The organism is Halorussus litoreus (assembly GCF_003382685.1).
Classification (GTDB): domain Archaea; phylum Halobacteriota; class Halobacteria; order Halobacteriales; family Haladaptataceae; genus Halorussus; species Halorussus litoreus.
In genome coordinates, this window is sequence record NZ_KZ859508.1 from 1 (window position 1) to 13,981 (window position 13,981).

Sequence of the window (13,981 nt, forward strand, 5' to 3'; positions counted from 1 at the left end):
CGAATCCGGGTCGCGCGAGCGCCGCGATTCCGACGATTCTATCGGGGAGAGGAACGAGGATTCCAGCGACGAGCGGCGCGAGTAGCCGACCTACTCACTCGCGCTCCTCGAAGATCGGCGTTCCCGGTCGTCCGGTGTCGGCGTACCCGCGACGCCGGAGCGAAAACACAACCTCGCTCAGCGCGCAGTCGCCGTCGAGGAGCGGGTCGCCGTGGTCGGTGAGTGCGGCCGTGGCGTCGTTCAAGTCGTCCAGCGCGACTCGGTCGTTCTCCAGCGCGTCCGATTCCGTCAGCGCCTTCCCGACGACCGCGTCGTTGTCGTCCGGGTCGTAGGCCGCGACCTTCTCGGCGACGCGGTCGGCCAGATCGTCGTACGTGTTCCGGGCCGACCGGCCGGGGTCGCGGATCTCCTCGACGTGGTCGAGCATGCGCCGGGCCGCCGCGGTGGCCTCGTCCCAGTGTTCGACCGCCCGGACCGCGATGTCCGGCAGGTCCTCGATGGGTCCGGCGAGTTCGTAGTCCTCCGGGATGGCGTCGTAGATCCACGGCTGATTTCTGGCGATCAGGACCTGCCCGCTGGCGGCCTGCTCGAACCACGTCCGGGCCAGCGTCTCGTACTCGCTCGCCGAGACGCAGATGTCGCCTTTCCGGAGCGCTGTCTCGAACTCCTCGCGGGTGGCCTGCGGGTACGCCTCGACCCACGGCAGGTCGGCGTACTCCGCGGGAATCTTGCTCATGCTCGTCATGACGGTCCGGATGTCGAACCGGTCGTGGAGCAACTCGGCGATCTCCATCACGACCCCGACCTGCTTCTTCTCCCAGATGGATCCCGCGACGTGGAGGTAGCGCGGTTCGTCCGCGTACTCGGCCTCGAACCGCGAGAAGTCGATTGGGCTGCCCGTCCGGACCGCGTCGTCGAGCGCGGCGTCGACCACCGATTCCCGCATGAACTCGTGGCCGTACTCGGCCATCCCGGAGGCGTCGACCGCGGCCTTGAACCACATCCCGTCCGAGAGCACCGCGTCGGCGACCTCGGTCCGGCGCTGGAACTCGTCGCGCCACCCGGTGCCGGCGTACTTGAACGGCAACTGGAGGTCGTGGACGTTGGTCACGATGTCGATGGGCCACGGTTGGCCCACCCGGTGGCCGTCGAGCGCGAGCAGCCACTTCGAGAGGTCCGCGCGGCCGCGCCGGAGCTGGTCGACCACCACGTCGACGTAGCCCAACCGGTCGTAGGTCGCGTCCCGGAGCGCCGCCAACTGGGCCTCGCTGTACCCCGACTCCGTGAACGCCAGCTGGTGGTCGCGGCCGTGCATGAACGGCTCGGCCTCGATCAGCGTCACGCGCTCGCGGTCGGCGTGGACGTACTCGGGGTCGTAGTTCGCCACGTCGAGCGGTGCGAGCAGCCAGTACACGTGGAGATTCGGATCGATGTCGAGCCACTCCTCGACCCACACCACCGCGTCGTTGAGCGTGCCGTTGGCCGTAGCGTCGCTCGGCCGATACAGCTCCGGAACGATGAGTACGCGCATCCAGAGATCCCCCCGATTACTCCGAAGACCACGCGCCGCCCCTTGAATCTACTTCCCCGGTTCGAGCGACCGACCCTCGTGCGCCGGTTCGCGCGACTGATTCTCGCTCCCCGATTCGCAACAACCGATTTACCGCGCCCTCGCGTACTCCCGGCATGCGCCCGGCCATCCAACTGTTCACGCTTCGGGACCTCGACGAGCCGCTCGTGGACCTGCTCGCACGCGTCGGCGACACCGCCTTCGAGGGCGTCGAGTTCGCGGGACTCGGCGACTCGGACCCCGACGAGGTCCGCGAGGCGCTCGACGCCGCCGGACTCGACGCCGCCGCGGCACACGTGGAGGTCGACGAGATCGAGGCCGACCTCGACGGGGTGGTCGAGACCTACCGGAAATTCGACTGCGACCGCATCGTCGTGCCGTACCTCGACGAGTCGCACTTCGCGAGCGAGGCCGCGGTCGCCGACACCGCGCGACGCTTGCGGGAACTCGACGCCCGACTCGGCGACCGGGGCGTCTCCTTTGGCTACCACAATCACGACCACGAGTTCGCGCACACCGATTCGGGCCCGGCGTTCGACGCGCTCGCCGCGGACACCGAACTGGACCTCGAACTCGACGTGGGCTGGGCGACCGCCGCGGGCCGGAACCCGGTCGACCTGCTCGGAGCGCTCCGCGGGCGCGTGCCCGTGGTCCACCTCAAGGACGTGGCGGGCGACCGGCCGGTCGAACTCGGGGAGGGCGACCTCGACCTAGACGCCTGCGTCCGGGCCGCCCGCGACGCCGGGACCGAGTGGCTGGTGTACGAGCACGACGAGCCCGACGACCCCGCGGAGTCGCTGGCCCACGGCGCGGAGACGCTGGCGGGACTGCTCGATTAATCTCCACTGACTTCACGATCTGCGCCAGCGTCACCATCCGTGCCGGCGTCACCATCCGTGCTGGCGTCTCCACCCGCGCCGGCGTCTGCACCCGTGTTGGCATCTCCACCTGCGCCGGCGTCTCCACCGGGTTCGTGGCTGGCGTCGCGTTCGTGCGCGAACGCGACGCCCGCCACGGCCACCGCGGCGGCCCGGCCCCCTCCCGGGGTGGGGGGCGTGGGGGGGGGGGCGGGCCCCCCCCCCCCCCCCCCCACGAACCCGAAGGCGGCGAGTCCCCAGCCGAGGGCGGCCACCGCAAAATTGCGTGCGGGGTCGACGCCTTGGAGGAGGCTCAGCCCCGCGAACGTGAGGACGCCGGTGAACGCAGCGCTCGCCCAGTTCCCCTCCGCGCCCCAGAACGGTCCGGGGTATCGGAGCGCGACGGCCGTCCCGACGACGTACACCGCCGCGATTCCGAGCAGGAGAATCAGTTCGCGGAGCGGATCGGGCGTCGCGGCGGCGACCCCGCCGGTCACGACGACGCCGACGAGGACCGAGACGGCGTACCGGCGATTGCGGCGCATACCGGCGATTCGGACCGTGACGCGGTAAACATTGGGAATCAGAGTGGTCCTCGATGCGCGCTACTCACGGTCGGAAGTCCCAGCGGGCGAGCGCGTAAACGGTTCCGGCGACGACAGGTATTTCAGTGGCGACGTTCGATTTTAAAACATCCATGGCCACGCAGCTCATGGACGCATCACGATCACGCCCCGCACAGGGGCAGTTCACCACTCATGAACGATACAGCCAAATACGTCATTCGAGCCGACATCACCGCGGACGGGGTGGTAGAGCGCAGCGACGTCGTCGGGGCGGTCTTCGGTCAGACCGAAGGCCTCCTCGGCGACGACCTCGACCTCCGTGACCTCCAGCAGTCCTCGAAGCTCGGCCGCATCGACGTCGACGTCGACAGCGAGAACGGACAGTCGTTCGGAACCATCACCATCGCGTCGAGCCTCGACAAGGTAGAGACCTCCATCCTCGCGGCCGCGCTGGAGACCATCAGCCGGGTCGGCCCCTGCCGGGCCACCGTCTCCGTCGCGAGCATCGAGGACGTGCGCGCCGCCAAGCGTCGGACCGTCGTCGACCGCGCGAAAGAACTCCTCTCCGAGTCGTTCGACGAGGACGTGATGACCTCCCGCGAGATCATGGAGGAGGTCCGCCAGAGCGTCCGCGTCGAGGACATCGTCGACTACGAGGGCCTGCCGGCCGGTCCGCGGGCCGAGACCAGCGACGCCATCGTCGTGGTCGAGGGCCGGGCAGACGTGCTCAACCTGCTGCGGTACGGCGTCAAGAACGCCGTCGCGGTCGAGGGCACCAACGTCCCGGACGCGGCGTCGGAGCTGACCCAGAACCGCACGGTCACCGTGTTCCTCGACGACGACCGGGGCGGCGACCTCATCCGGAAGGAACTCTCGCAGGTCGGCGACATCGACTACGTAGCGTTCGCGCCCGCGGGCAAGTCGGTCGAGGACCTCTCGCGCCACGAAGTCATGTCCGCGCTCCGGAGCAAGCGCCCCTTCGAAGAGGAGATGGTTGCCGGCGAGGACGCGGAGCCGGCCAGCGAAAACGCGGAGGCCGCGGGCGAGGACGCCGAGAGCCAGCGCGACGAGGCGGGAAGCGCCGACCCGTCGCCCGCCGACGCGAGCGAGGCCGGTCCCGCTGCGACCGACGGGAGCGCCCGGCCGGCTCCGGAGGGCGAGAGCAGGACCGAGACCACGGCCGCACCGGACGCGCCGGAGTCGCCGGGCGACTCCGGCGCGTCGGCGCGACCGGGAACCGCCGAGCAGGACGACGAGTCGGCGTCCGGCACGGTCGACGCCGACGCGGTCGAGGAGGCGATGACGGACGCCACAGCCGACGCCGAAACGGCGGCTGCGGACGCGGTGACCGAAGCCGTCGACGGGACGGCCGACGCCGCCGAAACCGAGGAAACCGCGGCCGACGACGAGCCGGCACCCGCGACGCTCCGCGAACACGTCGCGGGCGTGATCGAGGACGTGAGCGGCCTCGCGCGACTGCTCGACGAGTCGTTCGCGGTCCTGGCGGAGGTTCCGGCCGACGAAGCCTTCGACGCCGTCGAGAGCGCCGACGAGGCCCCGTTCGCGGTCGTCGTGGACGGGGTGGCCGACCAGCGCCTGCTCGACGTGTCGGCCCAGCGCGGGGTCGGGCAGATCGTTGCTGGGGAGTCCGGCGAGTACGTGAAACAGCCCGCGGGCGTGCGGGTTCGGACCGCCGATCAGTTCTGAGTTCGGCGACCGGCAGCGGCTCGATCCAGCAACTGATTCGAACCAGACCCGCGTTCCCGCCTGTGCCTTTTCCCCGAGAGACGGCGTCGTTAGATTAGAATTCACGTGAAGCCGAGAGGTCAATAAAAAATATGGCGAAAGATAATGAAGTTCCTGTGGGGGAGTCCTATGCCCCGAAACACAGGACCGACTGCGAAAGAAACGGCGGCTGAATCGACACCCGAATTGCCGGCGTTCGAGCGTCGACCGCTCCTGAAAGCACTCGGTATCGGTGCCGCCCTCTCGTTCGGCAGTGGGGTCGCTGCCGGAGAGCAAGGCGACGCCGAAATCGATCCGGTTTACGGCTACTCGGTCCAGGATCCGGCCGACATTCCCGAGCGTCTCCAGCCGGACCACGAGGTCGAACTGGCAGCCAGCGAGGGTCCGCCGGACCCCGGCGAGCCGGTGAATCTCTTCTTCTTCGACCCGGTCGGCCTCCACGTGGAGAGCGGTGACGTCGTGCAGTTCACGTTCGCCTCGCCCGACCACACGGTGACTGCCTATCACGAAGCGGTCGGGTTCCAGCACCGGGTTCCGGAGGAATCGCCGCCGTTCTCTTCCCCGATAGTGGCCGTCGGTGGGGCGTGGCTCTACCGGTTCGACCACGAAGGGGTGTACGACCTGTACTGTGGGCCTCACCACGTCCTCGGCATGGTGATGCGGGTCGTCGTCGGCGACGTCGACGAAGACGAGTACCCGGACTATTTAGAGACGCCCGAAGAGCTCCCACCCTTCGACGAGGAGTTCGAAACCCTGCTCGTCCAGTTCAGCGACGAGACGGAGTCCGTCGAATGGGTGTTCCCGACGCCGCGGGAGGTATTCACCACGAGCGCGCTCGATCCCGCTCGAATTCAGGACGAGGGGACCGTGCCGTACAGTGCGGTTCTTGCGGACCTCGCAGACGCCAGCGCCGAGACCACCACGGCCGAGTAGACTGGCTGTGTCGAGAGACCTTCTTTTCTCTGTTCTGGCGAGGGGCGGCCGCCGAGTTTTGCGCAGCTATCTCTGGAAGGCTCAGAGTTCTCGACCCAACGCGATTCCCTCGCTCCCGTCCTCGTAGTACTCGTTCTCTCGACCGACCTCCTCGAAGCCCAGCGAGTCGTAGAGTTGCCGAGCCGGCCCGTTTTCGGGGTGGACGGTGAGCCGAATCTCCGAACAGCCCTTGCTCCGGAGGCGGTCGAAGGCGGCCACGAGCAGCCGACGCGCCCGACCCTCGCGACGGTGTGTCGGAGCGACAGTAATCTCGGCGACGTAGCCCGTCTCGCCGTCGTGGAACGCGACGAGGTAGCCGACAGGAGTGTTGCTTGCTGTGGAAACCAGCACCACCGGCGGCCCCTCGACCGCGTAGTCCAGCAGCGGCGGGTTCGGCTCCCGGAGGTTCGTCTGGAGGTCGCGCAACCGGTCGCCGTCCTCGACTGTAGCGTCCCGGATCACGACGGAATCGCCTCCGTCACGGCAGGACGACCACCGCGAGGCCGGCGCCGACGAGCGCGCCGGTGAGCGTGGCGAGGAAGTTGACGCTCTGGTTGCCCAGCGCGTCGCCTTCGAGGGTCGCGCCGAACACGCTGTCGGCAGTCATCCCGGCCGCGCCGGCGAGGACGATGACGGCCGCGCCGGCCGGTCCCACGCTTCCGAAGAGCGCCCACGCGATGGCGGCCACGACCGCCGCGCCCGCGATGCCGGCGAGTTCGCCCTGCCACGTCACCGCGCCGTCGGTGCCGGGGTCGACGCGTTCGAGCGTGGTGATGAGCCGCGGGCCGTCGAAGACGCCGCCGATCTCGCTGGAGAGCGTGTCGCTCATCGCGGTCGCGACCGAGCCCGCGAACGCGAACAGGAACAGTTCGCCGGGGACCGGGAGTCGCCCGCGGGCCGCGTACGCCAGCACGGCCGCGAGCGCGACCGCCGCGTTGCCGAGGACGTTGCCGCTCCCGCGCGCGCCCTCGTTGTCCTCGGCGACGCCGCGGGCCTGCTTCTGGCCGTAGCGGAACTTGGTCGAGAGGCTCCCGATGCCGAAGAAGGCGATGAGTACCGCGAACCAGCTGTAGCCGCCGAGCACGATTGTCAACAGTGCGAGCAGCGCGCCGGTCATCATCCCCGGGATGGAGGCCGCGCCGAGCGCCCACGAGACGTAGCCGAACAGCGCGGTCACCGCGATAGCGACCGCGACGCCCTCGACGGTGACGGTCACTGTGGCGTCGGCCGCGAGCAGGTCGGCGAACAGCCAGAGCAGCATTGCGACCGACAGCATCACGAGCGGGTCGTCGCGAGCGAACAGCACCGACCGCAGGAGCCCGCCGAGCAGTGCGCCGCTGGCCGCCAGAAAGACGATCTCCGGGTACGCGGACGCGGCGAGCGCGCCCTCGGTTGCGAGGCTGACCGCCTGTCCCACCGTTCCGGCGACCAGTCCTCCGGCGACGAACGCGCTGGTCCGGCCGATGGGGTCGGCGTCGAACTCCCACGCGAGTTGCTGGGCGAGGTTGCCGTAGCCGACCACGAGCACGCTAGCGACGAGTACGTGGGTCGGAAGCTCCGCAAATAGCGCGAGCAAGGAGATACCGGCCGCCGCGAAGCCGAACGCGGCGAGGCCGTGGAGCCGGCCCTCCTGTCGGTCGGCGGGCCGGGCGAACAGCTCGAACGCGGGCCCCTCGGTGATCGCCAGCGCGACGACGGCGACCGCGCCGAACGCGGCGGCCGTCGCCCACCCTACCGCTGGAGCGGCCAGCGACAGGGTCGCGACGCCGGCGTACGCCGCGGCACGCCGAACTCGGGAAGTCACGGTATCTTCGTTCCCCCGACGCCCACTTAATCCTCCCGAAGCGGTCGGAGAAACCGATGTGCGGCTGACGCGCGTCCGACGCGGCTAGAATCCGTCGCGGTTTGCGGGGGTGTGCGGTCGTATTTTGCGGGGTTGTGCTGTCGCGGTGCTGGGCGGTGGGTTTCGGTGCAGGGCGTGGGTTGCGGTGCTGGGCGGTGGATTTTGGGGCAGGATAGGGGGTTGCGGTGCTGGGCAGTGGATTTCGGGGCAGGACGGGGTTTCGGGACAGTAGAGTTCCGGGACGGAGCGGCCGAACTTTTTATCCTTGCCCGCCGAACGCCCGGGTAGTGACAATCGTCGTCGCGACGGAGGACTTCGAGCTGTACCACGGCGTGGTCAACGAGCTTCGCGACCGGGGCGTGACCTTCACCACGGTCGAGCCCGGCGACGAACTGCCCGATGCGACTACGGTTCTGATTCGGGCGGAGGACGACGATTCTGTCGACCGGGGTGGGGCGGACGCCGACGCGAAGACGAAGAGCGCGGCGGATGCCGACCCGAAGACGGTCCTCGCCGATCCCGAGGACCCACGGCGCGCGGTCGACGAGGCGCTCGCGCTGCTCCGCGGCGGCGAGGGCCGAACCGTTGTCGGTATCGATCCCGGCACGCGGCCCGGCATCGCGGTGCTTTCCGGCGACGTGGTCGTCGCGGCGTTCCACGTCCCGCTCGCGGACGTAGCCGAGACGGTCCGCCGGGAGGTCGCGGACGCGGTCGATCCCGTGGTCCGCATCGGCGACGGGGCGCGCTTGCAGGGCGCACAGCTCGTGCGCGAACTCGACGAAGTGCGGGTCGAACTGGCCGACGAGACGGGGACGACTCCCTATCTCGGCACCGGTGCGCGGGGCATGGGTGACGTGCTCGCCGCGGTGAACATCGCGCGACTGGAGGGCGAGCGCGTCGAGGGCCGCGAGATCGAACCGACCACGGGCGAGCTACAGGTCATCAAGAACCGGTCGCGCGAGCGGGCCGACGACGACCGGGAGATCGACGCGGAACTGGCGCGCCGGGTGGCGTCCGGTGATCTGACATTGGAGGAAGCGATGGACGAACACCGGAATGGCGGACGGGACGCGTCGTAGTCGTCGCGAACGCCCGACAACCTGTTCAGCGTCCCGGACGAACGTGGGGTATGCGCGTACTCGTCGCCGGTTCGCACGGTCAGGTAGGCCAGCACGTCACGAGAATCCTAGGGGAGAGCGACCGCGATGTTCGCGGCATGGTCCGCGACGAGGAGCAGGCCCCCGACGTCGAAGCACTCGGTGGCGAACCGGTCGTCGCCGACCTGACCGCGGACGTGACCCACGCGGTCCGGGAGTGTGACGCGATCATCTTCGCCGCCGGGTCGGGCGGCGAGGACGTCTGGGGCGTCGACCGCGACGGTGCGATAAACATGGTCGACGCTGCTGAAGCCGCAGGGATCAAGCGCTTCGTCATGCTGAGTTCTCTCGGTGCCGATCACCCCGAAAACGGCCCGGAGGCGCTGATCGAGTACCTGCGCGCGAAGGCCGAGGCCGACGAGTATCTGCGGGACAGCGACCTGACCCAAACTATCGTGCGACCCGGGCCGCTGACGAACGAACCGGGAACGGGACGCGTCGTGGTCGGGACCGACATCGACCCCGACAGCGCCGAAATCCCCCGCGAGGACGTCGCTCGGACGCTCGTCGCTACGCTACCGAAAGAGAGCACTTACGACGCAACGTTCGAACTCGGGTCCGGCGACGACCCCATCGACGACGCGCTGGGGAGGCTCTTGGACGAGTAGCGGTCACCGAACCTGCTCTTCTGCTCGGCGCATCACCTCGCGCACGGGCACTCCGGCCTCCCGCGCCACGGCGGCGCAGTCGTCGTACTCGGCGCTCACGTCGTACACCTCGCCCGCGTCGCCGCTGGCGACCTTCACGGCCACCTCGTAGCGCGCGCCGTCGATGGAGACGACCGCCGACTCCATCTCCCGGTTCGCTATCCAGCGGTGGGTCGCGCCCGTCTCGCGGACGCCGAGGGTGCCGGTCTCCTCGGCGAGTCGGCGGGCGACCGCCTCGGCGTCGTCTGGCTTGCAGATGACCTTCACGAGGTGGCCCGGCCGGGACTTCTTCATCGTGAGCGGGACCACCGAGAGGTCGCGCGCGCCCGCCTCGGCCAGCGACTCCTGCAAGCCGCCCAGCACCTCCGGCGGCGCGTCGTCGAGGTTCGTTTCGAGGACCGCGATGTCGTCGCGGACCAGATTCCCGTCTCCGTCAGCTGATTGCCCGATAGTCGCCCGCAGGACGTTCGGGTGGTCGGGGAAGTCGTACCCGCCAGCACCGTAGCCCGAGGCGTCGATTTTGAGGGACGGCAGCGTTTCGACGCCCGCCGCGAAGTGCGCGAGGATGGCCGCGCCGGTGGGCGTGAGCAGTTCGGCCTCGACGGGACCGCCGCGCAGTCGCCAGTCGGCGCGCTCGGCGATCTCCACGACTGCGGGCGTCGGAACCGGATACGTCCCGTGGCTCATCTCGACCGTGCCACCGCCGGTCGCGAGCGGAGTGGTAACGACTCGCTCAGGGTCGAGGTCCGCCAGCAGGAGCGCCGCGCCGACCACGTCCGCGATGGCGTCGTCCGCGCCGACCTCGTGGAAGTGCGTCGCGTCGAGGTCGGTGCCGTGGACGCTCGCCTCGGCCTCGCCGAGCAGTTCGAAAATCGCGAGCGCGTCTTCTTCGACGCTTTCGGGCAGGTCCATCGACTCGACGATCTCGACCACTTCGGGATACGTTCGCTGGGGGCCGGCCCCTTCGGCGTGAGTGTGGTCGTGCGAGTGGTCGGACTCGTCGGCGTGCGAGTGGTCGGACTCGTCGGCGTGCGAGTGGTCGTCTTCGGCTGTCTCTTCGTCTCTGGCGGCTTCGCTCAGCAGGACCGAGACGGTCGTCGCCGAGATGCCGTTCTTCGTGGTCGCCCCGACAGCGTAGCGCACGCGCAGGGCGTCTTCGACCGGGGCGAGCGCGTCGCGGTCCGCGCCGGCGGCGAGCAGGGTCGCGAGTATCATGTCCCCGCTCGCGCCCATCCGGCCGTCGAAGGCGAGTACGTTCATACGCCCTCTCGGACGCGTCGGGCGAAAAATGCACGGGTCGAGCCGAGCAGCAGGATCGAGTGGGTTGCTCACTCGGTCGAGTTCGTCGACAGCGGATCGACCGTCACCACGTCGACGCTCACGCCGGCACCCGCACCGGTCTCTCGCTGCTCGACGGTCTTGGCGCTGTAGACGCCCGAGACACCGATTCGGCGCTCGGTCCGAATCGTGACGAACCCGTCGAGGAACTGTGAGCCCGCGACCTCGTCACCGAACAGACCGACGATATCCTGGCAGCTGAGCTTCGTCGACTGGCGTGGTTCGAGCACCAACTCCGTGGGATTCGACACCTCGCCGGCGAAGCCACCGCCGACGGCGATCGACCCCTGTACGGAGATGCGCAGCTCCTCGTTCGTCGGGTTCACGAGGTTGATCGTCGTCGCGTAGTTACCGGGCTTGACCGGTGGCTCCTCGGCGGCCGGACGCAGATGCGCGTCTACCCCTTCGTTCGGGCCCGCGATGGAACCACAGACGAACTTTGCCGGGTAGGCGAAGCCTTCGGACGCGGTCGCCGCCGTCTCCGCGTGGCCGATCTCCGATTCGAGGAGTGGGAGACCGACCACGATCGATGCCGAGAGTACCAGTACTGCCGTCGCCGTCACGAGTAGTTTTCGTTTGCGGGTCATCGTTGGAACCCATAATTAGTTATAACTCTTTCTCATATATATTTTTTCTAGCTTACTAGAAATTTAACTCCTCTCCCCGCTTTACCGTCGGAAATCGCCGAACCGGTGGGGATCGGTAGACAGTCGGAAACCGGTGAACTGGCGGGAATCGGTGAGCACTACCACGTGCAGCCGACCGGAAGACGGTGGTCTTCCACGCGGACCGATTGGAATCACGGGAGACCAAACGGCTTTGTAGCGCGAAACCGTATCTCGGACCATCGCATGCGCCCCGCCGAAACGACGCCGTCTGCCCGCCGTGAGGACGAATCCCCCGGTAGCAAAGGACTTATCCTTCGCGGGCGCGGACCGACAAACAATCCCCGTATCTCCGAATCATGAACGAAGTCCAACTAGAGGTCGCCAAGGCGTACCCGAACGACTCGGGCCGCGGTATCGCCCGTCTCGACCCGGACACGCTGTTGCATCTGAAGCTGAGTCCGGGCGACATCATCGAGATCGACGGCGGAGACACCACCGCGGCGAAGGTGTGGCGCGCGGACCGTCAGGACTGGAACACTGACACGGTCCGCATCGACGGGTTCACCCGCCAGAACGCCGACGTGGGTATCGGCGAGCGCGTCGAGATCCGGAAGGCCGAGGCCGAGAAGGCCGACAAGCTGGTGCTCGCGCCGCCCGAGGAGGCCAGCGTCCAGTTCGGCTCCGACGCGGCCGGGATGGTCAAGCGCCAGATCCTCAAGCGTCCAGTGGTCGAGCGCGACATCGTCCCCGTGATGTCCTCGACCAACCACCCGTTCATGCGCTCGCCCGGGCAGGCCATCCCGCTCATCGCGGTCGAGACCGAGCCCGAGGGCGTCTGTCTCATCACCGAGGACACCGACGTCGAGTTGCGTGAGGAGCCCATCTCGGGCTTCGAGAAGACCGGCGGCGGCATCACCTACGAGGACATCGGCGGACTCGAAAACGAGATCCAGCGCGTCCGGGAGATGGTCGAACTCCCGATGAAACATCCCCAGATCTTCAAGAAGTTGGGAATCGAGCCCCCGCAGGGCGTCCTCCTCCACGGCCCGCCCGGCACCGGGAAGACCCTGCTCGCGAAAGCGGTCGCCAACGAGACCTCCGCGAGCTTCTTCTCCATCGCGGGCCCGGAGATCATCTCGAAGTACTACGGCGAGAGCGAACAGCAGCTCCGGGAGATCTTCGAGGACGCCACCGAGGAGTCGCCCTCCATCATCTTCATCGACGAACTCGACTCCATCGCGCCCAAGCGCGAGGACGTGACCGGCGAGGTCGAGCGCCGCGTCGTTGCACAACTGCTCACGATGATGGACGGCCTCGAATCGCGCGGACAGGTCATCGTCATCGCCGCCACGAATCGGGTCGATTCCGTGGACCCCGCACTCCGGCGTCCCGGCCGGTTCGACCGCGAGATCGAGATCGGCGTTCCGGACGAGACGGGCCGCGAGGAGATCCTCCAGATCCACACTCGCGGAATGCCCCTCTCGGACGACGTGGCGCTGGACTCGCTGGCCAACGACACCCACGGCTTCGTCGGCGCGGACATCGAGAGTCTGACCAAGGAGGCCGCGATGAAGGCGCTCCGGCGCTACCTCCCCGAGATCGATCTCGACGAGGAGGACATCCCGCCGAGCCTCATCGACCGGATGATCGTCAAGCGTCAGGACTTCAACGGCGCGCTGAACGAGGTCGAGCCCTCCGCGATGCGCGAGGTGCTCGTCGAACTGCCGAAAATCTCGTGGGACGACGTCGGCGGGCTCGAAGAGGCCAAAGATCAGGTCCAGGAGAGCGTCGAGTGGCCACTCTCCTCGCCCGAGAAGTTCCAGCGGCTGGGCATCAGCCCGCCGAGCGGCGTCCTGCTGTACGGCCCGCCCGGCACCGGCAAGACCCTGATGGCGAAGGCGGTCGCCAACGAGACCAACGCCAACTTCATCTCGGTTCGGGGACCACAGCTCCTCTCGAAGTGGGTCGGCGAGTCCGAGAAGGCCATCCGCCAGACGTTCCGGAAGGCCCGGCAGGTCTCCCCGACCGTCATCTTCTTCGACGAGCTCGACAGCCTCGCGCCATCGCGCAGTCAGGAGATGGGCAGTAACGTCTCCGAGCGCGTGGTCAACCAGCTCCTCACCGAACTTGACGGACTCGAAGAGAAGGGCGACGTGATGGTCATCGGCGCGACCAACCGCCCGGACATGATCGACCCCGCGCTCATCCGCTCGGGCCGGTTCGACCGCCTCGTGATGATCGGCCAGCCCGACGAGGAGGGCCGCGAGCAGATCCTCAAGATCCACACGGACGACACGCCGCTGTCGCCCGACGTGAGCCTGCGCGAACTCGCCGAAATAACCGACGGCTACGTCGGCAGCGACCTCGAATCCATCGCCCGCGAGGCCGCCATCGAGGCACTCCGCGAGGACGACGACGCCACCGAGGTCGGCATGAGCCACTTCCGGCAGGCGATGGAGAACGTGCGCCCGACCATCACCGACGACTTGCTCGACTACTACGAGCAGATGGAAGAGGAGTTCAAGGGCGGCTCGTCGAGCCCCCAGCAGGGCCGGCGCGGCGGCCGCATCGGCTTCCAGTAGCGACCTGAACCGCACTCGACTGTCCATTTTCGGCAGCGACCGACTGTTTTTGCGGGGATTCGTGACGCGATGAGCGAGGCAGTGCTCAGATAAGC

The 13,981-nt window shown here is 68.3% G+C and carries 12 protein-coding genes; 6 read left to right on the plus strand and 6 right to left on the minus strand.

The window, feature by feature from the left end; genetic code table 11:
• Positions 1–94: 94 nt before the first annotated feature.
• Positions 95–1,531 (minus strand): glycosyltransferase, encoded by a 1,437-nt coding sequence (locus DPQ64_RS03525; protein WP_115862983.1) that lies wholly within the window; start codon positions 1,529–1,531, stop codon positions 95–97.
• 155 nt (positions 1,532–1,686) lie between these two features.
• Between DPQ64_RS03525 and DPQ64_RS03530 the strand changes: the two genes are divergently transcribed.
• Complete coding sequence (locus DPQ64_RS03530) at positions 1,687–2,409, plus strand: sugar phosphate isomerase/epimerase family protein (RefSeq protein WP_115862984.1); 723 nt, start codon at positions 1,687–1,689, stop codon at positions 2,407–2,409.
• On the opposite strand, the gene DPQ64_RS19095 is transcribed toward DPQ64_RS03530, so the two are convergent.
• Entirely contained in the window at positions 2,406–2,972 is a 567-nt protein-coding gene (locus tag DPQ64_RS19095) for a hypothetical protein (protein ID WP_198661993.1), read from the minus strand. The genes DPQ64_RS03530 and DPQ64_RS19095 overlap by 4 nt on opposite strands.
• Positions 2,973–3,185: 213 nt before the next feature.
• Here DPQ64_RS19095 and dnaG point away from each other — a divergent pair, with 213 nt between their 5' ends.
• Positions 3,186–4,700, plus strand: a complete 1,515-nt coding sequence (dnaG, locus tag DPQ64_RS03540) for a DNA primase DnaG (protein WP_115862985.1) — start codon at positions 3,186–3,188, stop codon at positions 4,698–4,700.
• A 168-nt stretch (positions 4,701–4,868) separates the two neighbouring features.
• Positions 4,869–5,672, plus strand: a complete 804-nt coding sequence (locus DPQ64_RS03545; protein ID WP_157971574.1) for a cupredoxin domain-containing protein — start codon at positions 4,869–4,871, stop codon at positions 5,670–5,672.
• An 81-nt stretch (positions 5,673–5,753) separates the two neighbouring features.
• Here the strand turns inward: DPQ64_RS03545 and DPQ64_RS03550 are convergent, their stop codons facing one another.
• A complete protein-coding gene (locus DPQ64_RS03550) occupies positions 5,754–6,173 on the minus strand; it encodes a GNAT family N-acetyltransferase (RefSeq protein ID WP_115862987.1) in 420 nt (139 codons plus the stop codon).
• A gap of 16 nt (positions 6,174–6,189) precedes the next feature.
• Positions 6,190–7,515: a DUF92 domain-containing protein gene (locus DPQ64_RS03555; RefSeq protein WP_115862988.1), complete on the minus strand. Its 1,326-nt coding sequence runs from the start codon at positions 7,513–7,515 to the stop codon at positions 6,190–6,192.
• Between the two features lie 326 nt (positions 7,516–7,841).
• On the opposite strand from DPQ64_RS03555, the gene DPQ64_RS03560 reads away from it, so the two are divergent.
• Both DPQ64_RS03560 and DPQ64_RS03565 read left to right on the plus strand, forming a co-directional pair.
• Complete coding sequence (locus DPQ64_RS03560; protein WP_115862989.1) at positions 7,842–8,633, plus strand: hypothetical protein; 792 nt, start codon at positions 7,842–7,844, stop codon at positions 8,631–8,633.
• 50 nt (positions 8,634–8,683) lie between these two features.
• Positions 8,684–9,319, plus strand: a complete 636-nt coding sequence (locus DPQ64_RS03565; RefSeq protein WP_115862990.1) for an SDR family oxidoreductase — start codon at positions 8,684–8,686, stop codon at positions 9,317–9,319.
• Between the two features lie 3 nt (positions 9,320–9,322).
• Here DPQ64_RS03565 and larC read toward each other — a convergent pair whose 3' ends face one another.
• On the minus strand, positions 9,323–10,618 hold the full coding sequence (larC, locus tag DPQ64_RS03570) for a nickel pincer cofactor biosynthesis protein LarC (protein ID WP_115862991.1): 1,296 nt from the start codon (positions 10,616–10,618) through the stop codon (positions 9,323–9,325).
• 68 nt (positions 10,619–10,686) lie between these two features.
• Positions 10,687–11,283: a hypothetical protein gene (locus DPQ64_RS03575; protein ID WP_115862992.1), complete on the minus strand. Its 597-nt coding sequence runs from the start codon at positions 11,281–11,283 to the stop codon at positions 10,687–10,689.
• A gap of 377 nt (positions 11,284–11,660) precedes the next feature.
• Here DPQ64_RS03575 and DPQ64_RS03580 point away from each other — a divergent pair, with 377 nt between their 5' ends.
• Positions 11,661–13,886, plus strand: coding sequence for a CDC48 family AAA ATPase (locus DPQ64_RS03580; protein WP_115862993.1), 2,226 nt, complete (start codon positions 11,661–11,663; stop codon positions 13,884–13,886).
• Positions 13,887–13,981: the final 95 nt, after the last annotated feature.